The organism is Streptomyces sp. NPDC002181 (genome assembly GCF_042890485.1).
Classification (GTDB): Bacteria; Actinomycetota; Actinomycetes; order Streptomycetales; family Streptomycetaceae; genus Streptomyces.
Genome location: NZ_JBIASC010000001.1, coordinates 231,193 through 248,770, shown reverse-complemented (window position 1 = coordinate 248,770; position 17,578 = coordinate 231,193). Strand labels below are relative to the sequence as shown.

The following is a 17,578-nucleotide window of genomic DNA, read 5'->3' as shown; positions in this document are numbered from 1 at the left end:
CGTGATCCGCAGAAAGCAGGCATTCGCGATCACCGCCGTGATCGCCGCCCTGTCCTTGACCGCCGCGTGCGGTGGCAGTGACGGCGACACGAAGACCGAGGGCAAGGGCGGCGCCGCCTTCAACGCCGCCACCACCGGCATGGTGAACCCCTCGGACGCCAAGGGCGGGGAGCTCAAGCTCTGGTCGCCGCAGGACGTCGACTACCTCGACCCGGCGCGTGCCTACTACGGCTTCGTGTGGGACATCCAGCGCCTCTACGTGCGTCAGCTGCTCGCGTACGACAGCAAGCCGGGCAAGGACGGCAGCAAGCTCGTCCCGGACCTCGCCGAGGCCCTGCCGGTCCTGAGCAACGAGGGCAAGACGTACACCCTCAAGATCAAGGACGGCGTCAAGTTCGAGGACGGCACGCCGATCACCTCGAAGGACTTCAAGTACGGCATCGAGCGCGTCTTCGCGCAGGACGTGCTGTCCGGCGGTCCCACCTACCTGATCGACATCCTCGACCAGGGGCAGAAGTACCCCGGCCCGTACAAGGACACCGACGCCAACAAGATGGGCCTGAAGTCCGTCGAGACGCCGGACGACAAGACGATCGTCTTCAACCTGGCGAGCGCGAACTCCGACTTCAGCTACCTGCTGGCGATGCCGTCCTCCTCGCCGGTCCCGCAGGCCAAGGACACGGGCGCCACGTACACCAACAAGCCCGTCTCCACCGGCCCGTACAAGGTCGAGAGCTTCACCGCGAGCAAGGGCGCGACCTTCGTCCGCAACGAGAACTGGGACCCGAAGACCGACACGATCCGCAAGGGTCTGCCGGACAAGGTCTCCTTCACGGTGACCACCAACCCGGACGACATGGACGCGCGTCTGCTGTCGGGCGACATCGACCTCGCCATCGACGGCACGGGCATGCAGCAGGCCGGCAAGAACAAGGTCCTCAAGGACGCGAAGCTGAAGGCCAACGCGGACAACCCGTTCACGGGCTACATCCGCTACTTCGCCTTCCCGACCACGGTCGCGCCGTTCGACAACATCGAGTGCCGCAAGGCCGTCATCTACGCGGCCGACCCGAAGTCCCTGCAGACCGCCCGCGGCGGCCCGACCAGCGGTGACCTCGGCGCGAACATGCTGCCGCCCGGCATCCCCGGTGCCGACAAGGGCTACGACCCCTTCAGCCTGACCAAGGGCGAGCCGCAGGAGGCCAAGGCCAAGGAGGCCCTCAAGGCCTGTGGCAAGCCGGACGGGTTCGAGACCACCATCGCGGTGCGCAACAACCGCGCCCCCGAGGTGAAGACGGCCGAGTCGCTCCAGGCCTCGCTCGCCAAGGTCGGCATCAAGGTCACCATCGACCAGTACGACGGCAAGCTCTCCTCCTCCGTGATCGGTTCGCCCGAGAACGTGAAGAAGAAGAACTACGGCATCATCGTGATGGGCTGGGGCGCCGACTACAACTCCGGTTCGGGCTTCCTGCAGCCGCTCGTTGACGGATCGTTCATCCAGCCCAACGGCAACAACAACTACACGATGATCAACGACCCGGAGATCAACCAGCTGTTCAAGACGGCAGCCGCCGCCGCGACTCCGGAAGCCGCCGCCCCGTTCTACACGGACATCAACAAGAAGGTCATGGAGAAGGCGCTCTACCTTCCCATCAACTTCGACAAGGCCTTCGTCTACCACAACCCGCGTCTGACGAACGTCTACTTCAACGACTCCATGGGCAAGATCGACCTGGCCACGGTCGGCATCGCCGCCAAGTAACAGCAGGCAAGTGCCTTCACCGCACATGCGCTAGTCCGAAGGGCAGGTGAAGGCCGCAGGCGGCGGCTGCCGTCCCCACGAGGGACGGCAGCCGCCCGCCCCGGGCGGCCGACTGCAGTGCTCGTCTACCTCATACGGCGGCTGTTCAACGTCGTCGCCACGCTGTTGGTGGTCTCCGTGGTCACCTTCGGCATCTTCTTCGCGGTCCCCAAGATCACAGGCAGCGATCCGGCCCTGATGTACGCCGGTCGCGAGACCAACGAGACCGCCCTGGCGGGCATCCGCGTGAAGATGGGCTTCGACAAGCCCATCTCCGAGCAGTACCTGACCTTCGTCAAGGGCATCTTCGTCGGCCGTGACTACGACGGCGGCACCGATGTCACCCACTGCGCCGCTCCCTGCTTCGGATACTCCTTCAAGACCGAGGCGCCCGTCTGGGAGACCATGGTCGACCGCATGCCGGTCACCCTCTCGCTCGCCCTCGGCGCGGCGGTCATCTGGGTGATCGCCGGTGTGGCGACCGGTGTGGTCTCGGCGCTCAAACGCCGGACCGCCATCGACCGCACCGTGATGGTCGGTGCGCTCGCCGGCGTCTCCCTGCCGATCTTCTTCACCGGCATGGTGGCCCCCGCGATCTTCGTCTACGGACTCGGCTGGCTGGACGTGTCCAACTACCGACCACTCACCGAGGATCCGGTGGCCTGGCTCAACTCCATGATCCTGCCCTGGGTGACCCTGGCCTTCCTGTTCGCCGCCACCTACGCCCGCATCACCCGCGCCACGATGCTGGACGTGCTCGGCGAGGACTACATCCGCACCGCCCGCGCCAAGGGACTCAAGGAGGGCGTGGTCATCCGCAAGCACGCCCTGCGCTCCACCCTCACCCCGATCGTCACGATGTTCGGCCTCGACCTCGGCGGACTCCTCGGCGGCGCGGTGCTCACCGAGACGACCTTCAACTTCCAGGGTCTGGGGACGGCGGCCGTCGCCGCCATCGGCCAGGGCGACCTGCCCGTGATCATGGGCGTCACCCTGCTCGCCGCTCTGTTCGTGGTGATGGCCAACCTGATCGTGGACCTGCTGTACGCCGTCATCGACCCGCGCGTGAGGCTGACGTGACCGAGAACCCCACCACCGGCAGCGGGCCCGCGTTCGTGCCCGAGCAGGCCGGGCCGCCGTCCCAGGGCACGGCCTTCCTGTCCGTACGCGACCTCAAGGTGCACTTCCCGACCGACGACGGCCTGGTCAAGTCCGTCGACGGACTCTCCTTCGACCTGGAGCGCGGCAAGACGCTCGGCATCGTCGGCGAGTCCGGCTCCGGCAAGTCGGTGACCTCGCTGGCCATCATGGGCCTGCACCGCACCGGCAACGCCCGCAGCCGCCCGCACATCTCGGGCCAGGTCGTGCTCGACGGCGAGGACCTCGTACGGGCCGACGCCGACCACGTGCGGCGGCTGCGCGGCCACAAGATGGCGATGGTCTTCCAGGACCCGCTGTCCGCGATGCACCCGTACTACTCGGTCGGCAAGCAGATCATCGAGGCGTACCGGACCCACCACGACGTCGACAAGAAGACCGCCCGCACCCGGGCGGTCGAGATGCTCGACCGCGTCGGCATCCCGGAGCCGCAGCGGCGCGTGGACGCGTACCCGCACGAGTTCTCGGGCGGTATGCGCCAGCGCGCGATGATCGCGATGGCGCTCGTCAACAACCCCGAACTGCTCATCGCGGACGAGCCGACCACCGCCCTCGACGTCACCGTCCAGGCGCAGATCCTCGACCTGATCCGCGACCTCCAGAAGGAGTTCGGCTCCGCGGTCATCATGATCACGCACGACCTCGGCGTGGTCGCCGAGATGGCCGACGACATCCTCGTGATGTACGGCGGCCGGTGCATCGAGCGCGGCACCGCCGAGAAGGTCTTCTACGAACCCCGCCACCCCTACACCTGGGGCCTGCTCGGCTCCATGCCGCGCATCGACCGCGAGCAGACCGAGCGCCTGATCCCGGTCAAGGGCTCGCCGCCCAGCCTCATCAACATCCCGAGCGGCTGCGCCTTCAACCCGCGCTGCCCGTACGCCGACGTCCCCAAGGGCGGCATCACCCGCACCCAGCGGCCCGAGCTGACCGAGGACGGCAGCCGGCACTGGTCCGCGTGCCACATGTCGCACGAGGAGCGGACCCGGATCTGGACCGAAGAGATTGCGCCGAAGCTGTGAGCGACATGAAGAAGACGGACGCGCCGCAGGCCTCCGAGGCGCAGCCGCTGCTGAAGGTGACCGGCCTGGTCAAGCACTTCCCCATCAACAAGGGCCTGCTGCGCCGGCAGGTCGGGGCCGTCAAGGCCGTGGACGGCATCGACTTCGACGTCCGCCGCGGTGAGACGCTCGGCGTGGTCGGCGAGTCCGGCTGCGGCAAGTCGACGATGGGCCGGCTGATCACGCGCCTGCTGGAGCCGACGGGCGGCACGGTCGAGTTCGAGGGGCGCGACATCACGCACCTCGGGGTCTCCGCGATGCGGCCGATGCGCCGCGACGTGCAGATGATCTTCCAGGACCCGTACGGCTCGCTGAACCCGCGGCACACGGTCGGCACGATCGTCGGCGCCCCCTTCAAGCTCCAGGGCGTCCAGCCCGAGGGCGGCCTGAAGGCGGAGGTGCAGCGACTGCTGTCCCTGGTGGGCCTCAACCCGGAGCACTACAACCGGTACCCGCACGAGTTCTCGGGCGGCCAGCGCCAGCGCATCGGCATCGCCCGCGCGCTGGCCCTCAATCCGAAGCTGGTCGTCGCCGACGAGCCGGTCTCGGCGCTGGACGTGTCGATCCAGGCGCAGGTCGTGAACCTGCTGGACGACCTCCAGGAGGAGCTCGGCCTCACCTACGTGATCATCGCGCACGACCTGTCGGTCATCCGGCACGTGTCGGACCGCATCGCGGTGATGTACCTCGGCAAGATCGTGGAGCTGACCGACCGCAAGTCGCTCTACGAGACCCCGATGCACCCGTACACCAAGGCGCTGCTGTCGGCCGTGCCGGTGCCGGACCCGCGCCGGCGCGGTGCGAAGAGCGGGCGCATCCTGCTCAAGGGCGACGTCCCGTCACCGATCTCGCCGCCCTCCGGCTGCCGCTTCCACACGCGGTGCTGGAAGGCCACGCAGATCTGCACCACGCAGGAGCCGCCGATGCTGACGCCGGCCACGGGCCACCAGGTGGCCTGCCACCACCCGGAGAACGCCGCCGACCAGGCCCCCGGCGACCCGGCCCTGCCGGGCGCGGCGGAAGCCCTGGCCGTGGTCTCGGAGTAATCCGCCGCCGCGCCGCCGCCACGCCGCCGTCCCGGGCCTCCGACCGGAGCCCCGGGACGGCGGCGTTCGGGCGCCCGGGCCGGACGCGTCGAACCGCCGGCCGGGCGCGCTGCACAATGGGGCGGTGCTCCACGATCTCTTCCCGCCCGGGATCCAGCATGCCCTGGACCTCGCCGGCATCTTCGTCTTCGCCACCGCGGGCGCGCTGCTCGCCGTACGCAAGAACTTCGACGTCTTCGGCATCTGCGTGCTCGCGCTCGTCACCGCCCTCGGCGGCGGCCTCTTCCGCGACCTCGTGATCGGCGCCGTCCCGCCGGCCGCCTTCGGCGAGCTCAGCTTCTTCGTGACCCCGCTGGTCGCGGCGGTCATCGTCTATTTCCTCCACCCCGAGGTCCAGCGGATCAACCGCGCCATCAACGTGTTCGACGCGGCCGGCCTCGGCCTGTTCTGCGTCACCGGCACGACCAAGGCCTACGAGTACGGCCTCGGACTCACCGCCTCCGCCGCGCTCGGCGTGGCCACGGCCGTCGGCGGGGGCGTCCTGCGCGACGTCCTGGCCAACGACGTGCCCTCGCTGCTGCGCGACCGCGAGATGTACGCCGTGCCCGCCATCGTCGGCGCCGCGATGGTGGCCCTGTCCATCGCCTTCGACGCCCTCAACGCCGCCACGACCGCCGCGGCGATCGTCACCACGTTCGTGCTCCGGCTCCTCGCCATGCGCTACCACTGGAGGGCGCCGCTGGCCTGGAACCGCCGCTCCTCGGTGGCCGAGGAGCCGTAACCTGCATGTAGCAATGGAAAGCTACCGCTTAGTAGCTACCGGCGGTAGGCTGAATCCATGGCATACGCAGCGGCCCAGGCCTCCATCGGCGACAGTGAATTCGACCGGGACACCACCGTCACCGCACGCGCGGACGAGTCCGGCGTGTACGACGCGGAGCTCTCCGCCGGGTGGACGATCATCACCGCCGTGAACGGCGGCTATCTGCTGGCCCTGGTCGGCCGGGCCCTGTCGGCGGCCCTGCCGCACCCGGACCCCTTCACCGTCTCCGCCCACTACCTGACCTCGTCGGTGCCCGGCCCCGCCGTGATCCGCACCGAGGTCGTCCGGATCGGGCGCACCCTCTCCACCGGCCAGGCCTCCCTCTTCCAGTACGACGAGAGCGGCGCCGAGATCGAGCGGATCCGGGTCGTCGCCTCCTACGGCGACCTCGCCTCCCTCCCGGACGACGTCCGCACCACCGCCGTCCCGCCGGTGTTCCCGGCGTACGAGGACTGCCTCGGCCCGGAGGCCGGCCCGGCCCCGATCCCCGGCAGCAACGCGATCGTGGACCGCCTCCGGCTGCGGCTGGATCCGGCCACCGCGGGCTGGGCCGTCGGCGCGCCCTCCGGCAAGGGCGAGATGCGGGCCTGGTTCGAGCTGGCCGACGGCCGCGACGCCGATCCGCTGTCGATGCTCCTCGCGGTGGACGCGCTGCCGCCGACCTGCTTCGACCTGGGCCTGATGGGCTGGAGCCCCACCATCGAGCTCACCGCGCACGTCCGCCGGCGCCCGGCCCCCGGCCCGCTGCGGATCTCCATCACCACCCGGAACCTGGCCGGCGGCTTCCTGGAGGAGGACGCCGAGGTCTGGGACTCCGCCGGCCACCTGGTGGCCCAGTCCCGCCAACTGGCCCGCGCCCCGCGCTGACCGGGATCCCGGCCACTGCGGGCCCCCGTTCCCGGCCGCCCCGGGCCCCCCACCGCACCGGGGGGTCCGGGGCCCGGGAGGGGACTCGTAGAATCAGGGGATCATGGCCTACCTCGACCACGCCGCCACCACCCCGATGCTCCCGGAGGCCGCTGCGGCGATGACCGCGCAGTTCGCCGCCACGGGCAACGCGTCCTCCCTCCACGCCGCCGGCCGCCGTGCCCGCCGTACCGTCGAGGAGGCCCGCGAGGCCCTCGCCGAGGCACTCGGCGCCCGCCCGAGCGAGGTGGTCTTCACCGCGGGCGGCACGGAGGCCGACAACCTCGCCGTCAAGGGCCTCTACTGGGCCCGCCGCGACGCCGACCCCGCCCGGACCCGGGTGCTCGCCAGCCCCGTCGAGCACCACGCCGTCCTCGACGCCGTCCACTGGCTCGGTGAGCACGAGGGCGCCCGGATCGAGTACCTCCCCGTCGACCGCTACGGCCGCGTGCACCCCGACGACCTGCGCGAGGCCATCGCGCGCAACCCCGGCGACGTGGCCCTGGCCACCGTCATGTGGGCCAACAACGAGATCGGCACCGTCATGCCGGTCCGTGAACTGGCCGCCGTCGCCCGTGAGTTCGACGTCCCCTTGCACTCCGACGCGGTCCAGGCCTTCGGACAGCTCGACGTCCGCTTCGGCGACAGCGGCCTCGCCGCGATGACCGTCAGCGGCCACAAGATCGGCGGCCCGTACGGCATCGGCGCGCTGCTGCTCGGCCGCGACCAGAGCCCCGTACCCGTCCTGCACGGCGGCGGCCAGGAGCGGCACGTGCGCTCCGGGACCCTCGACGTGCCCGCCATCGCCGCCTTCGCGGTGGCCGCCGTGATCGCCGCGGAACGGCGCGAGCGGTTCGCCGCCGAGATCGGCGCCCTGCGCGACGAACTGGTCGCCGCCGTGCTGCGCCAAGTACCCGACGCCGTGCTCGGCGGGGACCCCGAGGGCCGGCTCCCGGCCAACGCGCACTTCAGCTTCCCCGGCTGCGAGGGCGACTCGCTGCTGCTCCTGCTGGACGCCCAGGGCATCGAGTGCTCCACCGGCTCCGCCTGCACCGCCGGCGTGGCCCAGCCCAGCCACGTCCTGCTGGCCACCGGCACCGATCCGCAACTGGCCCGCGGCACCCTGCGCTTCTCCCTCGGCCACACCTCCACCAAGGAGGACGTCGCCGCCGTGGCCGCGGCGATCGGCCCGGCCGTCGAACGCGCACGTACGGCGGGCCTCAGCTAGGCCGCTCGTCGGGCAGGGCCGGTCAGGCCGGGATGGCCGCGAGCTCCGAGCGGACCAGGACCAGGTAGCGGTCCCAGTCCCAGTGGGGGCCCGGGTCCGTGTGGTCGGTACCCCGGACCTCGGAGTGGGCCAGTATGTGCGAACGGTCCACGGGTATGCCGTAGCGGCGGCAGACGTCGGCGGCGAGACGGGCCGAAGCCGCGTACAGCGCCTCCGTGAAGTCCTGCGGCCGGTCCACGAAGCCCTCGTGCTCGATGCCCACGCTGCGCTCGTTCATCGAGCGGTTCCCCGAGTGGAAGGCGACGTCCATCTCGCGCACCATCTGCTCTATGCGCCCGTCCTGGCCGACGATGTAGTGCGCGGACGCCTGGTGGAACGGATTCCTGAAGGCGTCCACCGAGGACGCGAAGCTGCCCTGCGTGACATGCACCACGATCCGGTCCACCCGGTAGTCCCCGGGCCGGTCCGCCATCCGCCAGTTCGCCGGCGAGGCCGACGTCCACCCCACGCCCGCGTGGTCCACCTCGCCCTCCTTGCGCGGCTTGCCCACGCCCGGCAGCAGCCACCAGGCGCGCCGCAGCTCGTCCTGCCCCGCGATCGCCGCCACCGCGAAGACCCCCAGGCCCCCGAACAGCACCGCACGGCGCGTCCTGCGCGGTCCCGCCTCCGGCTCGGCCCCGACCCTGCTCCCCATGTGATCCACCCCCTGCACGTGCTAACGCGCTGTGACCCCGGCCGGTTCCCCCGTACTCTGGACGGTGCTATGACTGAGAACCTGCCGCGCACCTCACGCCTCCCCCTCGCTGCGCTGGGGGGACGCCCACTTCGCGTCCTGGCCGCCATGTCCGGCGGCGTGGACTCCGCCGTCGCCGCCGCCCGCGCCGTCGAAGCCGGGCACGACGTGACCGGCGTCCACCTCGCGCTCTCCGCGAACCCGCAGTCCTTCCGGACCGGCGCCCGCGGCTGCTGCACCATCGAGGACTCCCGCGACGCCCGCCGCGCGGCCGACGTCATCGGCATCCCGTTCTACGTGTGGGACCTCGCCGAGCGCTTCCGCGAGGACGTCGTGGAGGACTTCATCTCCGAGTACGAGGCCGGGCGCACCCCCAACCCCTGTCTGCGCTGCAACGAGAAGATCAAGTTCGCGGCCCTGCTCGACAAGGCCCTCGCCCTCGGCTTCGACGCCGTGTGCACCGGCCACTACGCGACCGTCGTCCTGAACGAGGACGGCTCGCGCGAGCTGCACCGCGCCTCCGACATGGCCAAGGACCAGTCCTACGTCCTCGGCGTCCTCGACGAGAAGCAGCTGGCCCACGCCCTCTTCCCGCTCGGCGACACCCTCACCACCAAGGAAGAGATCCGCGCCGAGGCCGAGGAGCGGGGCCTGGCCGTCGCGAAGAAGCCCGACAGCCACGACATCTGCTTCATCGCCGACGGAGACACCCAGGGCTTCCTCGCGAGCCGCCTCGGCAAGGCCGAGGGCGACATCGTCGACGAGGCGAGCGGCGAGAAGGTCGGCACCCACGACGGCGCCTTCGGCTTCACCATCGGCCAGCGCAAGGGCCTGCGGATCGGCCACCCGGCCCCCGACGGCAAGCCGCGCTACGTCCTCGACATCTCCCCGGTGAACAACACCGTCACCGTCGGCCCCGCCGAGGCCCTCGACGTCGCCGCCCTGACCGCGATCCGCCCCCGCTGGTGCGGCGCCGCGGCCGCCGCCCCGGGCACGTACACCGCGCAGCTGCGCGCCCACGGCGGCGAGACCGAGGTCTTCGCCGAGCTCGTGGACGGCGAGCTGCGGGTGCGTTTCACGGAGCCGGTCCGGGGCGTGGCCCCCGGCCAGGCGATCGTCCTCTACGACGGCACGCGCGTGGTCGGCTCCGCCACCATCGCGACGACCACCCGGGCCGCGGCCGCCGTCTGAGGGCCGTTCCGGCCGCCTAGGCGACGGTCAGGACGATCTTGCCGGTGGTGCGGCCCCGCTCGCCGATCTCGTGGGCCTTCGCGGCCTGCTCCAGCGGCAGGACCGTGTCGACCAGCGGCTTCAGCAGACCGCGGTCGGCGAGCGAGGCGATCTCCTGCAGCCCCTTGAGGTCCGGCTCCACCAGGACCCAGGAGGCGTGCACGCCCTGCGGGTCGGCCGGGAGGCCGTCCGGGCCCGGCAGCGTCACCAGGTGCCCGCCCGGCTTCAGCACCTTCAGCGAGCGCTGTCCGTAGTCGCCGCCGACCGCGTCGATCACGACGTCCACGCCGGAGACGGCGTCCTCGAAGTCGGTGGTGCGGTAGTCGAGCACCTCGTCGGCGCCCAGCCCGCGCAGCAGCTCGTGCTTGGCCGCGCTGGCCGTGCCGATCACGTACGCGCCGCGGGCCTTGGCGATCTGCACCGCGAGGTGGCCGACCCCGCCGGCCGCGGCGTGGACCAGCACCCGCTGTCCGGCCGTGACCCCGGCCGTGTCCACCAGGGCCTGCCAGGCGGTCAGCGCGGCCAGCGGCAGCGCGGCGGCCTGTACGTGGTCCAGGGAGGCCGGCTTGCGGGCGAAGTGCCGGGCCGGGGCGGCCACGTACTCGGCGTAGCCGCCCGCCTGGCGCGGGAAGTTCGGCATCCCGTACACCTCGTCGCCCGCGCGGTACAGCGTCACGCCCGGTCCGACCGCCTCGACGGTGCCCGAGACGTCCCAGCCGACCATCGGGACCTCGCCCCAGCCGATGAGGCCGCCGCTGGCCCGGGTCTTCCAGTCCACCGGGTTCACGCCGGCCGCGTGGACCCGTACGAGGATCTCGTTCAGGCCCGGCTCGGGGCGCTCCGCCTCGACCTCGGTGAGAACCTCCGGCCCGCCCCACTGGCTCACGACGACGGCACGCATAACTGTCTCCTTCATTGCTTTCCGTACCGGTTTTCCCGGCCGGTGCATCCAGCTTGGCCGCCGTCCCGGCCGCATGGTGTTGGCCGAACGGCCACCATGTGACAGGATCTGGCCATGACCGTTGTGCACCGAATCGCCGTACTCGCCCTGGAGGGCGTCGCCCCGTTCGAGCTCGGCATGCCCTCGCGGGTCTTCGGCAACGCCCGCGACGAGGACGGCAGCGCCCTGTACGAGGTCACCGTCTGCACCGCCGACGGCCTGCCCGTGAACAGCGACGCGGGCTTCTCCGTCGGCGTGACGGCGGGCTCCGAGGCCCTCGCCGCGGCCGACACCGTGATCGTCCCGCCCACCCACGCCATGCCGGGCCTGCTGCGCGGCGAGCCCCTGCCGCAGGCCCTCGCCGAGGCCCTCGCCGTCATCCGGCCCGGCACCCGGATCGTGTCGATCTGCACCGGCTCCGAGGTGCTCGCCGCCGCCGGGATGCTCGACGGGCGGGCGGCCACCACCCACTGGGAGCACGCGCCGGAGTTCCAGCGCGCCTTCCCGCGGGTCAAGCTCGACGAGGACGTGCTCTTCGTCGACGACGGGGACGTCCTCACCTCGGCCGGCGTGGCCGCCGGCATCGACCTGTGCCTCTACCTGATCCGCGCCGACCACGGCACCGCCGTCGCCAACCGCGCCGCGCGGCTGTGCGTCGTACCGCCCTGGCGCGACGGCGGGCAGGCGCAGTACATCGACCGGCCCGTCCCCGAGCCCACCGTCGCCACCACCACCGCCACCCGCGCCTGGGCCCTGGAGCGGCTCGCGGAGCCGGTCACCCTGGCCGAGCTGGCCGCCCACGCCCGGATGAGCCTGCGCACCTTCACCCGGCGCTTCCGTGACGAGGTGGGCATGACCCCGGTGCAGTGGCTCACCGTCCAGCGCCTCGAAGTCGCCCGCCAGCTGCTGGAGTCCAGCGACCTGCCGGTGGACCTGGTCGCGCACCGGTCGGGCTTCGGCTCCGCCAACTCGCTGCGCCAGCACATGCGGGCCGCCCTCGGCATCTCGCCGATCGCCTACCGCAGGACCTTCCGGCCGGGCAGCGCCGTTCCCGTCGGGGCATGACCCCGGAGGTCATGGCCTGCGGCTCCCCGTCTTGGCAGGATCGGACCGACAGCCCGATCCGGCACAGCACTTGAGACTGCGGAGGCCAGACCCGTGACCGCGTACGCCATCGCCCACATACGCCCCGAGACCCTGAACGAGGACGTCCTCCGCTACATCGAGGAGATCCAGTCGACGATGGACCCCTTCGAGGGCCGTTTCCTCGTCCACGGCACGGAGGTTGAGGTCCTGGAGGGCCCCTTCCCCGGCACGGTCGTCGTGATCGCCTTCCCGGACGTGGAGCGCGCCCGGGCCTGGTACGCCTCCGAGGCCTATCAGGCCATCCTCCCCCTCCGCACGGACCACATCCCGGGCGAGGTCATCCTCGTCGACGGCGTCCCGCCCGGCTACGACGCCGCGAAGACGGCGGCCCGCCTGCGCGCCGAGGCCGGGTTCTGATGGGCAACCGGGCCGTGTTCGTGCTCTGCGGCCCCGGCGGCCCCGTCCGCCACCGCTCCTCCTACGGGGCCGTGGGGCTGGACCTCGACCTCCTGGCCGGTCCGGACACCGTGTTCCCGTTCCTGGGCGGCCACGTGCGGGAGGAGAGCTGGTACCCCGATGACATGACGGAGGCGGGCGTCCTGGCCGACCGTGAGCGCCGTCTCCTGCTGGTCTTCGCATGGGAGGGCCACATCGCCTCGCTGCGCACCCGGGCCGTCACCCTGGAGCTGCTGCGCCGCGCCTGGCCCGGCTGGGAGGTGCGCTGGCTCTACGACGGCCAGAGCGGCCTGCGGGCCCACCTCGGGCACGGCGGCGTGCAGGAGGCGGAGGCCGCCGTGTTCCCCTGCCCGGTGCTGGGGCCGGACGACGAGGAACTGGCCGAACCCGACCCGCTGGTCGCCGTGGTCACCATCGGCGCCGACCGCTGTCACGTGCTCGGCGCCATCAACGACCACCCCGTCGAGGAGGGGCCCGCGCTGCTGGACCGGCTGCGGGGAGCACCGGACCACGGCAGCCACCGGCTGTACGCGGACGCCGGCATCCACGTGGACCCGCGCCGGCGCCGGGTCGGCTGGTGGCTGACCACGGCCCGGGCCCGCGGCCACGACGTCGCCGACCGCTGGCCGGGCTGGACGGTGGAGTTCTGGGAGGACCGCTGGACCGAGCACGTCCGGGCCGCCGGCGGCCGCTTCGCCCCGCCCGTGCCCGACCGCGCCGCCGCGCTGGCCGAGGTGCGCGACGAGGCCCTGGAGCGGTGGTCCGGGCCGCGGGCCGACGCCCGGGCACGGCTCGTCGCGGCGCACCCGCGCATGTTCGTCGGCCAGGGCTTCGGCCCCGCCGTCACCGCCGCACAGGCGGCCGCCGCCCGCGCCGCGGTCGAGGCCGCCCACGGGGCGGCCGTCCGTCCCTGACCCGGACCGGGGCAGCCCGCCGGGGGTGCGAGCATGGGGCGTATGGCTACTCACCTGATCACCGGTGCCGGCGCGGGCATCGGCGCCGCCGTCGCCGCGCGCCTGCACGCCCGCGGCGACGACCTCGTCCTGCTCGCCCGTGACGCCGCCCGCGGCAAGCAGCTCGTCGAGCGCTACCCCGGCTCCCGGGCGCTCGTCGGCGACCTCGCCGACCCCGACCGGCTGTCGTGGGCCTTCTCCAAGCAGCCCATGCCCGAACGGATCGACTCGCTCCTGCACATCGCCGGGATCGTCGACCTCGGCCCCGTGGGCGAGCTGCGCCCCAAGACCTGGCACCAGCAGCTCAACGTGAACCTGATCGCCCCCGCCGAGGTCACCCGCCTGCTGCTGCCCACCCTGCGCGCCTCCCGCGCCACCGTGGTCTTCGTGAACTCCGGCGCCGGCCTCAACGCCCACGCCGACTGGAGCGCGTACGCCGCCTCCAAGCACGGGCTCAAGGCCCTCGCCGACTCGCTGCGCGCCGAGGAGAAGCCGAACGGCGTCCGCGTCACCTCCGTCTACCCCGGCCGGACCGCGACCGCCATGCAGGCCAAGGTGCGCTCGCAGGAGGGCAAGGAGTACGACCCCGCCGACTGGATCGACCCCGAGTCCGTGGCCACCACGATCGTCATGGCCGTCGACCTGCCCCGCGACGCCGAGGTCAACGACCTGAGCGTCAGGCCCGGCCGATGACCGCGGGCGCCACCGGCGTCGGCTCGCTCCCCGGCGGCGACGCACGCGAGGCCGCCAAGACCGCCACCGGCTCCTTCGAGGACTTCCCGTACCTCCCCGAGCTCCCCGCCCGCGGCCCCGGCGCGGACATGATCGGCCGCTCCCTCGGGCTGCTCGTCGACATGTACGCCCACGTCGAGCCCAGCGGCTGGCGGATCAGCGACCGACCCGGCCGGGACTCGAAGCGGGCACGGTCCTGGCTGGGCGAGGACCTCGACGCCCTGGAGGAGTTCACCCAGGGGTACCAGGGGAAGCTCAAGGTCCAGGCCGTCGGCCCGTGGACGCTGGCCACCGCCCTGGAGCTGCACGGCGGCGAGGCCGTGCTCCAGGACGCCGGCGCCTGCCGCGACCTGGCCGGATCCCTCGCGGAGGGGCTGCGCGACCACCTGGCGGACGTCAGGAAGCGCATCCCCGGCGCCGAGATCGTGCTCCAGCTCGACGAGCCGTCCCTGACCGCGGTGCTGCTGGGCCGCGTACGGTCCGCGAGCAAGTACCGCACGTACCGGGCCGTGGACCGGCAGGTCGTCGAGGGCGCTCTGCGCGAGCTGTTCGCCGTCCACGACGGGGAGGTCGTCGTCCACTCGTGCGCGCCCGAGGTGCCCTTCGGCCTGCTCCGGCGAGCCGGTGTCACGGGAGTGTCGTTCGATTTCTCCCTGCTCACGGAGCGCGAGGACGACGCCATCGGCGAGGCCGTGGAAAGCGGCACGAAACTCTTCGCCGGAGTGGTGCCGGGCACCGACGCCCCGTTGTCGGACCCGGGCGGTAGCGTCATGGGTGTCAGGAAGCTCTGGCGCAGGTTGGGACTGGCCCCGGGGGCTCTGGCGGAGTCCGTCGTGGTCACCCCGGCGTGCGGTCTGGCGGGCGCTTCGCCCGCCTACGCGCGCGCCGCGCAGGCGCACTGCGCCAGGGCGGCGAGGTCGCTCGCCGACAACCCTGAGTGACGGAAACAGACGGGCCACGGGAGGACACGGCATGGCAGCCGAACAGAAGCAGGCCGGCGACGGCGCGGCCGCACCGGCGGCGGTGCGAGAGCAGCACGCGCTGCTGGCCGAGCAGGTCGAGGAGCACCGCTTCCGGTACTACGTGAACGACCAGCCGGTCGTCAGCGACGCCGAGTTCGACAAGCTGCTGCGCTCGCTGGAGGCGCTGGAGGGCCAGTACCCGGAGCTGCGCACGCCCGATTCGCCCACCCAGAAGGTGGCCGGGGCGTACGAGACGGACTTCGCGTCCGTCGAGCACCGGGAGCGCATGCTCTCCCTCGACAACGCCTTCGACGACGAGGAGTTGGCGGCCTGGGCCGAGCGGGTGGCCCGGGACGTCAACACCCCCGATTTCCACTACCTGTGCGAGCTCAAGGTGGACGGCCTCGCCGTCAACCTCACGTACGAGAAGGGCCGACTGACCCGGGCCGCCACCCGCGGCGACGGCCGCACCGGCGAGGACATCACGCCCAACGTGCGCACCATCGCGGACATCCCCGACCGCCTCAAGGGCGACCGGATCCCGGATCTGGTCGAGATCCGCGGCGAGGTCTTCTTCCCGATGGAGAAGTTCGAGGAGCTCAACGCCCGGCTCGTCGGGGCGGGCGACAAGCCCTTCGCCAACCCGCGCAACGCGGCGGCCGGTTCGCTGCGCCAGAAGGACCCGAAGGTCACCGCCACCCGCCCGCTGCACATGGTCGTGCACGGCATCGGCGCGCGCGAGGGCTTCGAGATCGACAAGCTCAGCCACGCGTACGAGCTGCTCGGCGAGTGGGGCCTGCCCACGGCCCGGCACAACAAGGCGGTGTCCTCGCTCGCCGAGGTCCGCGAGTTCATCGCCCACTTCGGCGAGAACCGGCACTCGGTCGAGCACGAGATCGACGGGGTCGTCGTCAAGCTCGACGAGATCCCGCTCCAGGGCCGCCTGGGCTCCACGGCCCGCGCCCCGCGCTGGGCGATCGCCTGGAAGTACGCCCCCGAAGAGGTCAACACCAAGCTGATCGACATCAAGGTCGGCGTCGGCCGCACCGGCCGGGTGACCCCGTACGCGCAGGTGGAGCCGGTGACGGTGGCGGGCTCGGAAGTCGAGTTCGCGACCCTGCACAACCAGGAGGTCGTCAAGGCCAAGGGCGTGCTCATCGGGGACACGGTGGTGCTGCGCAAGGCCGGCGACGTGATCCCCGAGATCCTCGGCCCCGTGGTGGACCTGCGTGACGGCACCGAGCGGGAGTTCGTCATGCCGGCCGAGTGCCCCGAGTGCGGGACGGCGCTGCGGCCGATGAAGGAGGGCGACATCGACCTCCGCTGCCCCAACGGGCAGACCTGCCCGGCCCAGTTGCGCGAGCGGCTCTTCTACCTGGCCGGCCGCGACTGCCTGGACATCGAGAACTTCGGCGCCGTGGCCGCGGCCGCGCTCACCAACCCGCTGGAGCCGGCCGAGCCGCCGATGCTCGACGAGGGCGACCTGTTCGGCCTCACCATCGAGCAGCTGCTGCCCATCAAGGCGTACGTCCTGGACGCCGACAGCGGGCTGCCCAAGCGCGATCCGAAGACCGGCGAGGAGAAGATCGTCACGGTCTTCGCCAACCAGAAGGGCGAGCCGAAGAAGAACGCCCTGTCCATGCTGGAGAACATCGCGGCCGCCAGGGAGCGGCCGCTGGCCCGCTTCATCAACGGCCTCTCCATCCGTCACGTGGGCCCCGTCGCGGCGCAGACCCTGGCCCGCGAGTTCCGCTCGATCGAGCGGATCGAGCAGGCCACCGAGGAGGAGCTCGGCGCGACCGAGGGCGTCGGGCCGATCATCGCGGCGGCGGTCAAGGAGTGGTTCGCCGTCGACTGGCACCAGGAGATTCTGCGCAAGTGGCGCGAGGCCGGGGTGCGGATGGAGGAGGAGGGTTCCGGCGAGGACCAGGGGCCGCGCCCGCTGGAGGGCCTGACCGTCGTCGTCACCGGCACTTTGCAGAGCCACACGCGCGACGGCGCGAAGGAGGCCCTGCAGAGCCGAGGCGCCAAGGTGACGGGATCCGTCTCGAAGAAGACCTCGTTCGTCGTGGTCGGCGAGAACCCGGGCTCCAAGTACGACAAGGCGGTGCAGCTGAAGCTGGCCGTCCTCGACGACGCGGGCTTCGCGGTCCTCCTCGAACAGGGCCCGGACGCGGCGCGCGAGGCGGCGCTCCCGGTGGACGGCGTCGCCGCGGCGGAGTAACAGGGCCCGGCCGACACGCGGGTCCCGCGGCGGGGGAGTGGCGAAGGCGAACGGATGCGTGGCGTGCGGCCGTACGGGCGGGCGCACGCCAGGCGCAACTCCCGGTGGTAAAAGGCCGGTACAGGGCTGTTCGCAGGGTGGTGACCTGTCGGATCATCGGATGGGTGACCCGGGAGTCCTGGTCCGAACTCACCCGTTCGGCGGATACCGTACTGATGAGGATGGCTGGGCCGCATTCG

At 71.9% G+C, this 17,578-nt stretch carries 16 protein-coding genes; 14 read left to right on the top strand and 2 right to left on the bottom strand.

The annotated features are described in order from the left end of the window. The first annotated feature begins 1 nt into the window (after position 1). The 7 genes from ACFYXV_RS01105 to ACFYXV_RS01075 all read left to right on the top strand — a co-directional run bounded on the left by ACFYXV_RS01105 (position 2) and on the right by ACFYXV_RS01075 (position 8,023). Entirely contained in the window at positions 2–1,762 is a 1,761-nt protein-coding gene (locus tag ACFYXV_RS01105; RefSeq protein WP_385476714.1) for an ABC transporter substrate-binding protein, read from the top strand. Between the two features lie 117 nt (positions 1,763–1,879). Beyond that, a complete protein-coding gene (locus ACFYXV_RS01100) occupies positions 1,880–2,881 on the top strand; it encodes an ABC transporter permease (protein WP_382985786.1) in 1,002 nt (333 codons plus the stop codon). Beyond that, entirely contained in the window at positions 2,878–3,981 is a 1,104-nt protein-coding gene (locus tag ACFYXV_RS01095) for an ABC transporter ATP-binding protein (protein ID WP_389381730.1), read from the top strand. The genes ACFYXV_RS01100 and ACFYXV_RS01095 overlap by 4 nt, the downstream gene beginning before the upstream one ends. 5 nt (positions 3,982–3,986) lie before the next feature. After that, positions 3,987–5,066, top strand: coding sequence for an ABC transporter ATP-binding protein (locus ACFYXV_RS01090; protein ID WP_385471549.1), 1,080 nt, complete (start codon positions 3,987–3,989; stop codon positions 5,064–5,066). Between the two features lie 124 nt (positions 5,067–5,190). After that, positions 5,191–5,847, top strand: a complete 657-nt coding sequence (locus ACFYXV_RS01085) for a trimeric intracellular cation channel family protein (protein ID WP_385471552.1) — start codon at positions 5,191–5,193, stop codon at positions 5,845–5,847. A gap of 57 nt (positions 5,848–5,904) precedes the next feature. Further along, positions 5,905–6,756: a thioesterase family protein gene (locus ACFYXV_RS01080; protein ID WP_383348139.1), complete on the top strand. Its 852-nt coding sequence runs from the start codon at positions 5,905–5,907 to the stop codon at positions 6,754–6,756. 103 nt (positions 6,757–6,859) lie between these two features. Further along, positions 6,860–8,023, top strand: coding sequence for a cysteine desulfurase family protein (locus tag ACFYXV_RS01075; RefSeq protein ID WP_385471556.1), 1,164 nt, complete (start codon positions 6,860–6,862; stop codon positions 8,021–8,023). Positions 8,024–8,045: 22 nt separating this feature from the next. On the opposite strand, the gene ACFYXV_RS01070 is transcribed toward ACFYXV_RS01075, so the two are convergent. After that, positions 8,046–8,717, bottom strand: a complete 672-nt coding sequence (locus ACFYXV_RS01070) for an N-acetylmuramoyl-L-alanine amidase (RefSeq protein ID WP_389381729.1) — start codon at positions 8,715–8,717, stop codon at positions 8,046–8,048. Between the two features lie 69 nt (positions 8,718–8,786). On the opposite strand from ACFYXV_RS01070, the gene mnmA reads away from it, so the two are divergent. Continuing rightward, positions 8,787–9,947, top strand: coding sequence for a tRNA 2-thiouridine(34) synthase MnmA (gene mnmA / locus ACFYXV_RS01065; RefSeq protein ID WP_385471562.1), 1,161 nt, complete (start codon positions 8,787–8,789; stop codon positions 9,945–9,947). 16 nt (positions 9,948–9,963) lie between these two features. Here the strand turns inward: mnmA and ACFYXV_RS01060 are convergent, their stop codons facing one another. After that, positions 9,964–10,887: an NADP-dependent oxidoreductase gene (locus tag ACFYXV_RS01060; RefSeq protein WP_385471565.1), complete on the bottom strand. Its 924-nt coding sequence runs from the start codon at positions 10,885–10,887 to the stop codon at positions 9,964–9,966. Between the two features lie 114 nt (positions 10,888–11,001). On the opposite strand from ACFYXV_RS01060, the gene ACFYXV_RS01055 reads away from it, so the two are divergent. From ACFYXV_RS01055 to ligA, 6 genes are all read left to right on the top strand, one after another. After that, on the top strand, positions 11,002–11,991 hold the full coding sequence (locus tag ACFYXV_RS01055) for a GlxA family transcriptional regulator (protein ID WP_385471569.1): 990 nt from the start codon (positions 11,002–11,004) through the stop codon (positions 11,989–11,991). A gap of 93 nt (positions 11,992–12,084) precedes the next feature. Then, on the top strand, positions 12,085–12,429 hold the full coding sequence (locus tag ACFYXV_RS01050; RefSeq protein ID WP_385471572.1) for a DUF1330 domain-containing protein: 345 nt from the start codon (positions 12,085–12,087) through the stop codon (positions 12,427–12,429). Further along, positions 12,429–13,382 carry a hypothetical protein gene (locus tag ACFYXV_RS01045; RefSeq protein ID WP_389381728.1) on the top strand — a complete coding sequence of 318 codons (954 nt, stop codon included), beginning with the start codon at positions 12,429–12,431 and terminating at the stop codon, positions 13,380–13,382. Before ACFYXV_RS01050 ends, ACFYXV_RS01045 begins: the two co-directional genes overlap by 1 nt. Before the next feature lie 42 nt (positions 13,383–13,424). Continuing rightward, positions 13,425–14,114, top strand: coding sequence for an SDR family oxidoreductase (locus ACFYXV_RS01040; protein WP_385471579.1), 690 nt, complete (start codon positions 13,425–13,427; stop codon positions 14,112–14,114). Continuing rightward, positions 14,111–15,094: a methionine synthase gene (locus ACFYXV_RS01035; protein WP_385471582.1), complete on the top strand. Its 984-nt coding sequence runs from the start codon at positions 14,111–14,113 to the stop codon at positions 15,092–15,094. Before ACFYXV_RS01040 ends, ACFYXV_RS01035 begins: the two co-directional genes overlap by 4 nt. Positions 15,095–15,125: 31 nt before the next feature. Then, positions 15,126–17,339: an NAD-dependent DNA ligase LigA gene (gene ligA / locus ACFYXV_RS01030; protein WP_385471585.1), complete on the top strand. Its 2,214-nt coding sequence runs from the start codon at positions 15,126–15,128 to the stop codon at positions 17,337–17,339. The last annotated feature ends 239 nt before the right edge of the window (positions 17,340–17,578 follow it).